This window comes from Roseivivax sp. THAF197b, assembly GCF_009363255.1.
In the GTDB taxonomy this organism is placed as follows: domain Bacteria; phylum Pseudomonadota; class Alphaproteobacteria; order Rhodobacterales; family Rhodobacteraceae; genus Roseivivax.
In genome coordinates this window covers 306,209-319,049 of sequence record NZ_CP045318.1, presented here as the reverse complement: position 1 = coordinate 319,049, position 12,841 = coordinate 306,209, and the positions used below count along the sequence as shown (strand labels likewise).

Genomic DNA, 12,841 nt, shown 5'->3' with positions numbered 1-12,841 from the left:
GGTGCGACGCCGCGCCTCAGGCGACGCCGACAGCCTTGCGGATATCGGGATCGCGCAGCGACACTTCCGCGCCCAGATAGGGATCGGCCTCCGACCCGCACATCCAGAACAGCGCCTCCGCCACCCATTCGGGCGGGATGTGATCGGACCAGTCGAGCTGGCTCACGGGGTTGATGCCCGAGGCCTTGATCTCGCGCTGCATCTCCGTCGCGACCGTGCCGGGCGAGAGCGAGATCGCGCGGATGCCCGCGTCGCGGTTTTCCTTGTCGGCCATCCGCGTCAGCATCAACGCCCCGGCCTTCGAGGCACAATAGGCCGACCAGGCCTCGACCGGGCCATGCGCCGCACCCGACCCGATGGTCAGGATCGTGCCGCCACCGGGCTGGTCCTGCATGACCGGCAGCGCCGCACGCATGCCATGAAATACACCCTTCAGGTTCACGTCGATCACGCTACCCCAGGCATCCGGGTCCACCTCGGACATATGCGCGATGGGCTCGATCATGCCTGCATTGTTGATCATCACATCGAGCGCGCCGAAGCTTTGAACCGTGTTCGCGACCGCCTGCTCCATCTCCCAGTAGCGCGATATGTCGCAGGGGATGGCGATGGCGTTCTCGCCGATGTCGCCCGCGATCTCCGCGATCCGGTCGGCACTGCGCGCGATCAGCGCGACCTTGGCGCCTGCCCTGGCGAAGCGGCGGGCCGCGGCCTCGCCGATCCCGCGACTGGCGCCGGTGATGAGAACCGATTTTCCGCTCATATCCATGGCCGCGTCTCCTCTTGGCTTCTGTCCTTTGGGTAGCGGCCATGGCCGGGCCGGTCCACCCTCTTGACCCCGGTTCGGGCAACGCAGAAGCTGGCGACAGATTTGTTTGCCCATTCGCGGGAAGGAACCCTCATGTCATACCGCAACCGCGCACTTTTCGCGGTCCCCGTTCTTGTCTCCGGTGCGTTTGCGCCAATCTCCGCCGCCGCCGATGTCACGCCGGACGGCGTCTGGGAGGGGCTGCGCGCCTATCTCGAGACCTCCGGCTACAGCGTCGAGGCCAATCGCAGCCGAAGCGGCGATGACGTGGTGGTCGAAGGGCTGACCGCGACCATGTCCATGGCAGAGGATGGACAGGACGGCGAGCTGACATTCGAGGCCAGCCGCATCACCTTCGAAGACCAGGGCGATGGCACCGTGCGCGTGCTGTTCCCCGAAAGCATGCCGATCACCATCACCACCGATGCGGCCGATCAGCCCGAAACCACCGTGTCGCTCGATTACACGCATACCGGGCTGACGATCCTCGTCTCCGGCAGTGACGACAACCAGCAATATGATCTGTCCGCCGACACGCTGGGCATGTCCCTCGATGAGATCGTCGTCGATGGCACGCCCGTCCCGCCCGAGATGGGCAATGGCAGCTTCAGCCTCGCGGCGCTGACCGGCACGATGCAGATGGCCTATGGCGACCTGATGTCGATCACGCAGAACCTGCGCGCCGAAAGCCTGTCCTACGATGTCAGCTTCACGGACCCAGACACAGGCGATACCGGCAGCCTGTCGGGCGCGATGAGCGATATCGCGATCGATGGCGGGGGTGACGTGCCCGAGATGGAGCCGGACATGCAGGCCGATGCGATGGTCGCGGCCGGGCTCGATGTGGAAGGCAGCTTCACCTATGCCAGCGGCCAGTCGCGCTTCACCGGCACGTCCGAAGGCGAACCGGTCGAAGGCCAGACATCCTCGACGGGCGGGAACTTCAGTTTCGCTTTGTCGCAGGACGGTCTGCAATACGGCCTTGGCGCCGAGAATATCGCCATGTCGGCGACCGTGCCGGACCTGCCCTTCCCGATCTCCGTCTCGATGGACAAGCTGCAGACGAACACCGCCCTGCCGGTCAGCGCCTCCGAGGAGCCGCAGGATTTCTCGATGCTTATCGAGCTGGCTGGTCTGGAAGTCGCGGACATGATCTGGATGATGTTCGACCCGACCGAGATCCTCCCGCGCGATCCCGCCACGCTCCTGATCGACGTGACAGGACAGGCGACGAGCTTCCTGTCCATCCTCGATCCCGAAGCGATGGAAGGGGCCGAGGGCGCGCCGGGTGAGCTGAACGCGGTGACGATCAACGCCGTGCGCCTAGAGGCCGCGGGCGCCGAGTTGAACGCCGAGGGCGCCTTCACCATCAACAACAGCGACACGGAAACCTTCGACGGCATGCCCGCACCCGAGGGCGAGGCCACGATGACGCTGACCGGGGCCAACGCGCTGATCGACCGGTTGATCGAGATGGGCATCCTGTCGAACGAAGACGCGATGGGAGCCCGGATGATGATCTCGATGTTCTCGGTGCCGGGCGATGCGGCGGACACGCTGACTTCGACGGTCACGATCACCGAAGACGGTCAGGTCCTGGCCAACGGGCAGCGTCTGCGCTGAACGCACGAGCTTCACGCGAAAGGCGCCGGAGACGATCCGGGGCCTTTTTTGTTTGAACACGAAAGCCGCCCAGCGCGCCTAGAGCTGCCGCTCGAAGAACACGTCGGGATAGGGATCGTCGTTGAAGCGCGGGATTTCCGTCCAGCCGAGGCGGCGATACATCGCCACAGCCTCGGGCAATGCGCTGTTGGTATCGAGCCGCAGCACGTCCATTCCAAGATCGCGCGCCTCGTCCTCGATCCTTGCCATCAAGCGCCGGGCGAGGCCCTGCCCGCGCAGCGCATTCGCGACCCAGACGCGCTTCACCTCACCCCATGTGCCGTGCCCTTTCAGACCGCCGCATGCCACCGACTGATCCCCGTGGCGGATCAGGATGAACGCGCCGCGTGGCGGCCGCATGCTGTCCGCTTCGGGATCGGATGACAGCGTCACGTCAAACCCTTGCGCGAACCGCCGATTGAGTTCGGCAAAATAGGCGCGCAGACAGGCAACCGCGTCTTCGTCCTGAGGATCCACCCTGACGATATCAAGCTCGTCGGCCGTCATGCCGTGCACCTGTCGCGCTTGCACGCCCGGATCGGGCCGGTGGCCAGGGGGCAGTTTGCTGTTTTCGATAGGGACATCGGGCCTCGCCTTCGCAGTGTTTCGGGACGTTTATCCCCGAGAAATTCGAAGGAAAAGAGACCGCTAGTCGCGCAGCAGGTTCAGAAGGGCGGCTTCCGACTGGCGCAGCCCCCGGATGTCAGGCGCATCGCTCAAATAGGCGCGCCGCACGTCAAATGGTACCTCAGCCAGATCGATCACGCGCGGATGCACATAACTTGTCCGGCAGATCGCGGGCGTGTTGTGGAGCCGCTCTGCCGCGGCTTCCGTCATGGCCTTGATCGTGACCGTCTCGCTCCGCATGGCCACATCGAGCGCCGCAGCGCTGCCATTCCAGGTCCGGAAGGTCTTGGCCGTGATCGCCGCCTCGCCGGTCCAGTCCGCGAGCCGGGCATTGATCGTGTCGGAGCCCACGGAGCGCGCGGTGCCGTCCGTATCCTCCCATGCCACGAGCGTCGGCCCGTCCAGATCGTCGAGCCGCTCCAGAACGCGATTGAGCGTGCGGTCGCGCAGGCGCTTTTTCACCTTCTCGCCCCCTTTCGCGCGGTAATCGAGGCGTACCTCGTCCTCGGTCAGGTCGAGATGGCGCGAACGCAGGGTGGTGGCGCCGAACGTCTTGTTCTGGCGCGCGTAATCCGGGTTTCCCACCCGCAGATTGGCGCGGTCCAGAAGGGCGAGGATGGCCGCCACCGCGAAGTCGTGATCGCCCGCCTCATGGTCGCGCAGGTCACGCAGGATGCGTTGACGCAAGGACGGCAACGCCGCACCGAAGGCTGCCAGATGCGCGAATTTCTTGCGCGCCCGGAACGCGGTCCAGTCGGCGTGATAGCGGTATTGCTTGCGCTTGCGATCATCGCGCCCGGTGGCCTGGAGGTGCCCGCGCGGATCGGGGCACATCCACACGTCGCGATAGGCCGGCGGCACGGCGAGCGCGTTCAGACGGCGGCGTTCCTCGGGCGCGTCGATCCCAGTGCCGTCCGGCGCGATGTAGCGCCAGCCGCGCCCCTGCTTTCGGCGCGTGATCCCGGGCCTGTTATCGGGGTAATAGGTAAGATCGGCGATATCCTGCATCCCTTTGAACGCTGGCTCGCGCATGGTGGTTCCGCCTGCCCCCGCGCCCTTCTTGATCCCGCCCGAGCAAGCTGTCAGGTTGCGCGCAAACAACGAGCGAGGCGGCAATGCAGGATTACATGGGCGGGGTGGAACTGGTCACGCCGGACGCACCGGAACCTGCGTTTTTCGACAGCGCGGAAGCGGCGGTGGACCGGCTCTGCGCGCTTTACGAGTTGGCCACGGAATTCCTCTGCGAACGCTTTCAGGCGGCCATCGAGAACGGGCATCCAGGCGTGCGCTACCGCGCGTTTTATCCCGAAGTGCGCATCGCCACGACGAGCTTTGCCAAGGTCGACAGCCGTCTGGCTTTCGGCCATGTGGCGGCCCCCGGCGTGCACGCGACCTCGATCACCCGGCCGGACCTGTTCCGCGCCTATCTGATCCAACAGATCGGCCTTCTGATCGAGAACCACGCCGTGCCCGTGCAGGTCGGCCTGTCGGACACGCCGATGCCGGTGCATTTCGCCGTGGCCAACCGGGCGGGCGTGACCGTGCCGCAGGAAGGGGCTGCGGATTTCATCCTGCGCGACGTCTTCGACGTGCCGGATCTCGGGACGACCAACGACGATATCGTCAACGGGCTCGCCAAGCCGAAGGCGGACGGGACGGAGCCGCTTGCCCCCTTCACCGCGCAGCGGGTGGATTACTCGCTGGCGCGGCTTGCGCATTATACCGCGACCGATCCCGCGCATTTTCAGAACCACGTTCTGTTCACCAACTACCAGTTCTACGTCACCGAATTCGAAGCCTATGCCCGCGCGGCTCTGGCCGATCCCGAAAGCGGCTACACGAGCTTCGTCTCGACCGGCGATGCGGAAATCACCGATCCCGAAGCGCCCCTGCCCGACAGCCCCAAGATGCCGCAGATGCCGACCTATCACCTGAAGCGCGCCAACGGCTCGGGCATCACGCTGGTCAATATCGGCGTGGGGCCGTCGAACGCGAAGACGGCGACGGACCACATCGCGGTGCTGCGCCCGCATGCCTGGATCATGGTGGGCCATTGCGCGGGTCTAAGGAATTCGCAATCGCTCGGCGATTTCGTGCTGGCCCATGCCTATCTGCGCGAAGATCGCGTGCTCGATCACGATCTGCCGGTCTGGGTGCCGATCCCCGCACTGGCCGAGATCCAGACCTCGCTCGAGAAGGCGGTTGCGGTCGAGACCGAGCTTGAGGGCTATGATCTCAAGCGCGTGATGCGCACCGGCACCGTGGCCAGCGTCGACAATCGCAATTGGGAGCTGCGCGAAACCCATGGCCCCGTGCAGCGCCTGTCGCAGTCGCGCGCCATCGCGCTCGATATGGAAAGCGCGACCATCGCCGCGAACGGCTTCCGCTTCCGGGTGCCCTACGGCACGCTTTTGTGTGTCTCGGACAAGCCGCTGCATGGCGAATTGAAGCTGCCGGGCATGGCGTCGGACTTCTACAAGACGCAGGTCACCCGGCATTTGCGGATCGGAATCCGGGCCATGGAGGTGCTGCGAGAGATGCCTCTGGCACGGATTCACAGCCGAAAACTGCGCAGTTTCGAAGAAACAGCCTTCCTTTGACCCTGCGACACACGTAAAAAGTGCTTGTTTTCGACCCTATCTATAACGCTAATCGTTGTGTTTGTACGCAATATGCGGTTCAAATGACGCCCAAGGCCCCAACTGGGGGAGGCTAGAGGAGATAAAAATGGCGAAGCCCATGACCAAGACCCAGCTCGTTGCCGCACTCGCGGAAGAGATGGACAGCGACAAGAAATCCGCAGGCGAGGCACTGGACGCCATCACCAGCATCATCACGCGCGAAGTCGCAGGCGGCGGTGCCGTGACCCTGCCCGGCGTCGGCAAGATCTACTGCCGCGAGCGCCCCGAGCGCATGGTCCGCAACCCCGCGACCGGCGAGCAGTTCAAGAAAGAGGCCGACAAGCAGGTCAAGATGACCATCGCCAAGGCCCTCAAGGACAGCGTCAACGGCTAAGCCCGACGCGCCGCGAAGATATTAGGGACCGTGCCGCGAGGTGCGGTCCTTTTTCGTTGGCAGACGATACTGCCCGTCTGGCCGAGAGGATTATCGGTCGCCGACTGCCCTCGGGAGTGACACTGCGACATGCGCACTCATGCGGGAAGGCGCCATCTCAATGTCTGTCACGTCGTGGTTGTTGCGGACGCAGAGGGACGAACCGCCCCCGCCCGGCGCGCGCCTTTGCTCTTGCAGACTCGGGCATGCATCCGTATATGCACCTCAACAGCGGCGCGCTGGGGTCCAAACCTGACGCTCCACCGGAATTCGATCACGGGCCGCGCGCCCGTTTTTTTGTGCCCGCACCACAGGGTCACGCCCGAACCCGTACAGGATACCATGACCGATCTGATCGCGAAGACATCCATGGACAAGCGCATCGCCGAGATCGCCCAGCCGGTGATCGAGGATATGGGCTTCGAGCTCGTGCGCGTGCGTCTCCAGGGCGGCAAGACGCCGCTCCTGCAGATCATGGCCGAGCGGCCCCAGGGTGGTATCGAAGTCGATGAATGCGCGGAAATCTCGACCGCGCTGTCCGCGACGCTCGACGTGGAGGACCCGATCCTCGATGCCTACACGCTTGAGGTGTCCTCGCCCGGCATCGACCGGCCGCTCACCCGCCTGAAGGATTTCGAGACCTTTGAGGGCTACGAGGTCAAGCTCGAGACGCATGAGCTCATTGACGGGCAGCGGCGCTTCAAAGGCGTGCTGGCCGGGGTCGAAGGCAGCGAAGTGCTCGTGAATATCGAGGCGGGCACCGTGGGTCTGCAATTCGATTGGCTGTCCGATGCCAAACTGGTTCTGACGGACGAGCTCATCCGCGAGATGCTGAAAGCCCGCAAGGCCCAGGCAATCGACGAGAAGAAGTACGACGAAATCGAGGCCGACGACGGCCAAACCGAGGAGTAAGAGACGATGGCCATCACATCCGCCAACCAGCTGGAGCTTCTACAGACCGCAGAAGCCGTCGCGCGGGAAAAGATGATCGACCCCGGTCTCGTGGTCGAGGCGATGGAGGAAAGCCTCGCCCGTGCCGCGAAGTCCCGCTACGGCGCCGAGATGGACATCCGCGTGAAGATCGACCGCCGCACCGGCCGGGCGACCTTCACCCGCGTGCGCACCGTCGTCGAGGATGACGAGGTCGAGAACTACCAGGCCGAGTTCACCGTCGATCAGGCCAAGCAATACATGGCCGATCCCAAGGTCGGCGACACCTTCGAAGAGGAAGTGCCCCCCGTCGAGCTCGGCCGCATCGCCGCGCAATCCGCGAAGCAGGTGATCCTGCAGAAGGTCCGCGAAGCCGAGCGGGACCGTCAGTTCGAAGAGTTCAAGGATCGCGCGGGCACCATCATCAACGGTGTCGTCAAGCGCGAGGAATACGGCAACGTCATCGTCGATATCGGCCGGGGCGAAGGCATCCTGCGCCGCAACGAGAAGATCGGCCGCGAAAGCTACCGTCCCAACGACCGCATCCGCTGCTACATCAAGGATGTGCGCCGTGAGGTCCGGGGCCCGCAGATCTTCCTGTCGCGCACGGCCCCCGAATTCATGGCGGAGCTCTTCAAGATGGAAGTGCCCGAGATCTACGACGGCATCATCGAGATCAAGGCCGTGGCCCGCGATCCCGGCAGCCGCGCGAAGATCGGCGTGGTGTCCTATGACAACTCGATCGACCCCGTGGGCGCCTGCGTCGGTATGCGCGGCTCCCGCGTACAGGCCGTCGTGAACGAGCTTCAGGGCGAAAAGATCGACATCATCCCGTGGAACGAGGACATGCCCACGTTCCTCGTGAACGCGCTGCAGCCCGCCGAGGTCTCCAAGGTGGTTCTCGACGAGGATGCGGAGCGGATCGAGGTCGTCGTGCCCGACGAGCAGCTGTCGCTCGCCATCGGCCGTCGCGGTCAGAACGTGCGTCTGGCCAGCCAGCTGACCGGGCTCGATATCGACATCCTCACCGAGGAAGAGGAATCGGCCCGCCGCCAGAAGGAATTCGAGGAGCGCACGCAGCTCTTCGTGGCCGCGCTCGACGTGGACGAATTCTTCGCCCAGCTCCTGGTTTCCGAAGGCTTCACCAACCTCGAAGAGGTCGCCTATGTGGAGCTTGACGAGCTGACGGTCATCGATGGCGTCGACGAGGATACCGCGCAGGAATTGCAGGCGCGGGCGCGTGACGTGCTGGAAGCGCAAGCCGCCGAGGCGCTGGAGCGCGCGCGCGCGCTTGGTGCCGAGCAGAGCCTCATTGAATTCGAAGGCCTGACACCCCAAATGGTGGAGGCGCTCGCCAAGGATGACGTGAAGACCCTTGAGGACTTCGCGACCTGCGCCGACTGGGAACTGGCCGGTGGCTGGACGACGGTCGACGGGCAGCGCATCAAGGATGATGGCGTGCTCGAACCGTTCGAAGTGAGTCTCGAAGAGGCGCAGACGATGGTCATGACCGCGCGCGTTCTGCTGGGATGGGTCGATCCGACCGAGCTCGAGGCAGATGCGGATGCAGAAGACGGCGAGGCCGATGAGGGCTCGCAAGAGACCGAAGAGGTGTAACCGGGATGAGCCGAGGGGGCCGAACCAAGGATCGGGACGACGGGCCGGAACGGCGCTGCATCGCCAGTGGCGATTCGCAGCCCGTCTCTGGACTCGTGCGCTTCGTGGTCGGCCCCGACGGCATGGTTGTGCCTGATATCGCGGGCAAATTGCCCGGACGCGGTATCTGGGTTGCGGCGGATCGGGCCGCGATGGATAAAGCTGTGGCGAAAAAGCTCTTTTCTCGTGCGGCAAAACAGGCCGTGACGCTGCCCGACGGGTTGACGGACATGGTCGAGAAAATGCTCACGCAACGGGTGATCGACCTGATCAGCCTTGCGCGAAAGTCGGGCAACGCGGTGTCCGGCTATGAGAAGGTGAAGGACTGGCTTCAGAAAGAGGAAGCAGAGGTTCTGATCCAGGCCGAGGATGGCTCGGCCCGCGGAAAAACAAAGCTCTCCACCCCGCATTTCGGCAGCTATATCGGCTGGCTCGGGGCGGAGGAGCTGGGGCAGGCCTTCGGGCGCGATAAAGTGGTGCACGCGGCGCTCGGCGCTGGCGGTCTCACGAAACGTGTTGTAGAGGATGCCCAACGTCTCAAGGGTATGCGCGTTGATGTGAAGACGCGCGATGCGGCGACAGGGGTCGTCGGAAAGGATAAGAGAGCTTCATGAGCGATAACGACGGCAAGAAGACTTTGGGTGTACGTGGCGGTCCCCGTTCGGGATCGGTGAAGCAGAGCTTCTCTCACGGCCGTACCAAGAACGTCGTGGTCGAGACCAAGCGCAAGCGCGTCGTGGTCCCGAAGACTAATGCGGGATCCGCATCGAAATCCGATGCGGAAAACGTCGCGAGCGCGGCGCAGCGGGCCGCGGCCCAGGCCTCGGCAAAACGACCGGCGGGCATCTCCGACGCGGAGATGGAGCGCCGCCTGAAGGCCCTGCAGGCCGCAAAGGCCCGCGAATCCGAAGAAGCCGCCAAGCGCGAAGCCGAGGAAAAGGCCCGCGCCGAAGAGCGTGAGCGCCTGCGCGCCGAGAAGGAACAGAAAGAGCGCGAGCAGCGCGAAGCCGAGGAGCGTGCGCGCCAGAAGGCCGAGGACGAGGAGCGCAAGAAGCGCGAGGCCGCCGAGGCGGAGCTTCGCGCCAAGGCCGCACCCGATCCGGCAGCGGCGCCCGATCCGGCAAACGCGCCGCGCGGCGCCAAGCCCGCGCCCGCGCCGGCCCGCAAGCCCGACCGGGATCGTGACGATCGCGGTCGCGCGCCCAAGGCCAAGGATGGCGGCGGCCGCCGTGCCGGCAAGCTGACCGTCAACCAGGCCCTGACCGGTGGCGAAGGCGGCCGTCAGAAGTCCATGGCCGCGATGAAGCGCAAGCAGGAGCGTGCACGCCAGAAGGCGATGGGCGGCCCCGTGAACCGCGAGAAGGTCGTGCGTGACGTGCAGCTGCCCGAGGCCATCACCGTGGCCGAGCTTGCCAACCGCATGGCCGAACGTGTGGGTGACGTCGTCAAATCGTTGATGAACAATGGCATCATGGCGACGCAGAACCAAAGCATCGACCAGGACACCGCCGAGCTCATCATCGAGGAATTCGGCCACAAGGTGACCCGCGTCTCCGATTCGGACGTCGAACAGGTGATCGAGCAGGTCGAGGACAAGCCCGAAGACCTGCAGGACCGCGCGCCGATCATCACCGTGATGGGCCATGTCGACCACGGCAAGACCTCGCTTCTGGATGCGATCCGCAAGACCAAAGTGACCCAGGGCGAAGCGGGCGGCATCACGCAGCATATCGGCGCCTACCAGGTGACCACCGATAGCGGCGCGGTCCTGTCCTTCCTCGACACGCCGGGCCACGCGGCCTTCACCTCCATGCGCTCACGCGGTGCGCAGGTGACGGATATCGTCGTGCTCGTGGTGGCCGCGGATGACGCGGTCATGCCGCAGACCATCGAGGCCATCAATCACGCGAAAGCGGCCAAGGTGCCGATGATCGTGGCGATCAACAAGATCGACAAGCCCGAGGCGAACCCGACCAAGGTGCGCACCGACCTTCTGCAGCACGAAGTGATCGTGGAGCAGATGTCGGGCGACGTGCAGGACGTCGAGGTCTCCGCGGTCTCCGGTCAGGGCATCGACGAGCTTCTCGAAGCCATCGCGCTGCAATCCGAGATCCTCGAGCTGAAAGCCAACCCCGACCGTCCCGCACAGGGCGCGGTCATCGAGGCGCAGCTCGATGTGGGCCGTGGCCCGGTCGCCACCGTGCTCGTGCAGAACGGCACCCTGCGCCAGGGCGACATCTTCGTCGTCGGCGAGCAATGGGGCAAGGTGCGCGCGATGGAGAACGACCAGGGCAACCGCGTCAAGGAAGCGGGTCCCTCGGTTCCGGTCGAGGTTCTGGGCCTCAACGGCACGCCCGAGGCAGGCGACGTGCTGAACGTCGTCGAGACCGAGGCGCAGGCGCGCGAAATCGCCGAGTATCGCCAGCAGGTCGCCAAGGACAAGCGCGCCGCTGCCGGTGCCGCAACCACGCTCGAAAGCCTCATGCAGCAGGCCAAGGAGAACGAAAACGTCTCCGAGCTGCCGGTTCTGGTAAAGGCCGACGTGCAGGGCTCCGCGGAGGCCATCGTTCAGGCGCTCGAGAAGGTCGGCAACGAAGAGGTCCGCGTGCGCGTCCTGCATTACGGTGTGGGTGCGATCACCGAGACCGATGTGGGCCTCGCGGAGGCGTCAAACGCGCCGATCCTGGGCTTCAATGTCCGCGCTAATGCCTCGGCCCGGAACTCGGCCAACCAGAAGGGCGTGGAGCTGCGCTATTACAGCGTCATCTACGATCTGGTGGACGACGTGAAAGCGGCGGCCTCTGGGCTTCTGTCGAACGAGATCCGCGAGAACTTCATCGGTTACGCCGAGATCAAGGACACGTTCCGCGTCACCGGCGTCGGCAATGTGGCGGGCTGCCTCGTGACCGAAGGTGTCGCGCGCCGTTCGGCCGGTGTGCGCCTGCTGCGCGACGACGTTGTGATCCACGAAGGCACGCTGAAGACGCTGAAGCGCTTCAAGGATGAAGTGTCCGAAGTGCAGTCCGGCCAGGAATGCGGCATGGCCTTCGAGAATTACGACGACATCCGCAAGGGTGACGTGATCGAAATCTTCACCCGCGAAGAGGTGGAGCGGACGCTGAGCTGATCGGCACAGCGACCATCAAATTGGGGCGGTCCTTCGGGGCCGCCCTTTTTGTTGGGCGAGACCTTGGCCGTCATCCTCGGCCCTGACCGCTGTCATCCTTGGGTTTGACCCGAGGATCTCTGATCAAGGAGCCCACGTTTAACGATCCTCGAGTCAAGCCCGAGGAGGACGTTTCATCGCGCCATTATCTGAGCAAAGCACCCAGAGCGCGGAACCAAGGCTGCGTGCAGCCGCCGCGCTCAAGCGCCTGCCCAGCCCCGCGGGCTGGCGCTTTGGTACCGCCAGCGCCGTGGTACCTTCTGCGCGCGGACTTGGTTGGTATAAAGCGCATCCGTTCAGATGGTGCAGCGCCACCCCACTGGTCAGGCGCGCCCAGCGTCCCGCATTTGGTCCCCTCTCCGGCACCACGCGCTTGTCTCGGGCCCGGCTCGCCGCTCTGAGCTCGACACTCTATGCCCCGGACCTGATCCGGGGCCTCGCCGGGTATGGCACCAAGAGATCCCGGGGCAAGCCCGGGACAGCGCCGCGTCTTACAACCAATCCCGCAGGATCGGAATGATCGGCACATCCGCGGGCGGCATCGGATAGTCCGACAATTCCCGCGCGTGTGCCCATTTTAGCACCTGGCCCTCGCGCGGCTGCGGAATGCCCTCCCATTTCCGGCAGGCGAAGAGCGGCATGAGCAGGTGGAAGCTCTCATAGGAATGCGAGGCGAAGGTCAGCGGCGCGAGACAGGATGCCCATGTGTCGATCCCGAGCTCCTCGTGCAGCTCCCGGATCAGGGCCGCCTCGGGCGTCTCCCCTTGCTCGACCTTGCCGCCCGGGAATTCCCAAAGGCCCGCCATCGACTTGCCCTCGGGCCGCTGCGCCAGAAGCACGCGGCCATCGACATCGATCAGCGCGACGGCAGAGACGAGAACGGTTTTCATGGGCCAGACCTCCGGGCAACGAGTGACCCGGGTCTCATGCGACGGGCG

At 64.8% G+C, this 12,841-nt stretch carries 11 protein-coding genes; 7 read left to right on the top strand and 4 right to left on the bottom strand.

Annotated features, from left to right (window positions below; all coding sequences use genetic code 11):
• Positions 1-16: 16 nt before the first annotated feature.
• Positions 17-769, bottom strand: coding sequence for an SDR family oxidoreductase (locus FIV09_RS01615; protein WP_152448349.1), 753 nt, complete (start codon positions 767-769; stop codon positions 17-19).
• Between the two features lie 132 nt (positions 770-901).
• Here FIV09_RS01615 and FIV09_RS01610 point away from each other — a divergent pair, with 132 nt between their 5' ends.
• Entirely contained in the window at positions 902-2,431 is a 1,530-nt protein-coding gene (locus tag FIV09_RS01610; protein WP_152448348.1) for a DUF2125 domain-containing protein, read from the top strand.
• Positions 2,432-2,509: 78 nt separating this feature from the next.
• Here FIV09_RS01610 and FIV09_RS01605 read toward each other — a convergent pair whose 3' ends face one another.
• Together FIV09_RS01605 and FIV09_RS01600 are read right to left on the bottom strand one after the other, a co-directional pair.
• Positions 2,510-2,977, bottom strand: coding sequence for a GNAT family N-acetyltransferase (locus FIV09_RS01605; protein ID WP_152448347.1), 468 nt, complete (start codon positions 2,975-2,977; stop codon positions 2,510-2,512).
• Between the two features lie 141 nt (positions 2,978-3,118).
• A complete protein-coding gene (locus FIV09_RS01600; protein ID WP_254702285.1) occupies positions 3,119-4,129 on the bottom strand; it encodes a DNA topoisomerase IB in 1,011 nt (336 codons plus the stop codon).
• 83 nt (positions 4,130-4,212) lie between these two features.
• On the opposite strand from FIV09_RS01600, the gene FIV09_RS01595 reads away from it, so the two are divergent.
• The 6 genes from FIV09_RS01595 (at position 4,213) to infB (ending at position 11,864) form a co-directional block, all read left to right on the top strand.
• A complete protein-coding gene (locus FIV09_RS01595) occupies positions 4,213-5,697 on the top strand; it encodes an AMP nucleosidase (RefSeq protein WP_152448346.1) in 1,485 nt (494 codons plus the stop codon).
• Between the two features lie 127 nt (positions 5,698-5,824).
• Entirely contained in the window at positions 5,825-6,112 is a 288-nt protein-coding gene (locus tag FIV09_RS01590; protein ID WP_152448345.1) for an HU family DNA-binding protein, read from the top strand.
• A 381-nt stretch (positions 6,113-6,493) separates the two neighbouring features.
• Positions 6,494-7,063 carry a ribosome maturation factor RimP gene (gene rimP, locus FIV09_RS01585; RefSeq protein ID WP_152448344.1) on the top strand — a complete coding sequence of 190 codons (570 nt, stop codon included), beginning with the start codon at positions 6,494-6,496 and terminating at the stop codon, positions 7,061-7,063.
• A gap of 6 nt (positions 7,064-7,069) precedes the next feature.
• On the top strand, positions 7,070-8,698 hold the full coding sequence (gene nusA, locus FIV09_RS01580; protein ID WP_152448343.1) for a transcription termination factor NusA: 1,629 nt from the start codon (positions 7,070-7,072) through the stop codon (positions 8,696-8,698).
• Between the two features lie 5 nt (positions 8,699-8,703).
• Positions 8,704-9,351 carry an RNA-binding protein gene (locus FIV09_RS01575; protein WP_152448342.1) on the top strand — a complete coding sequence of 216 codons (648 nt, stop codon included), beginning with the start codon at positions 8,704-8,706 and terminating at the stop codon, positions 9,349-9,351.
• Positions 9,348-11,864 (top strand): translation initiation factor IF-2, encoded by a 2,517-nt coding sequence (gene infB / locus FIV09_RS01570; RefSeq protein WP_152448341.1) that lies wholly within the window; start codon positions 9,348-9,350, stop codon positions 11,862-11,864. Before FIV09_RS01575 ends, infB begins: the two co-directional genes overlap by 4 nt.
• 530 nt (positions 11,865-12,394) lie before the next feature.
• On the opposite strand, the gene mutT is transcribed toward infB, so the two are convergent.
• On the bottom strand, positions 12,395-12,793 hold the full coding sequence (gene mutT / locus FIV09_RS01565; protein WP_152448340.1) for an 8-oxo-dGTP diphosphatase MutT: 399 nt from the start codon (positions 12,791-12,793) through the stop codon (positions 12,395-12,397).
• Between the last annotated feature and the right edge of the window lie 48 nt (positions 12,794-12,841).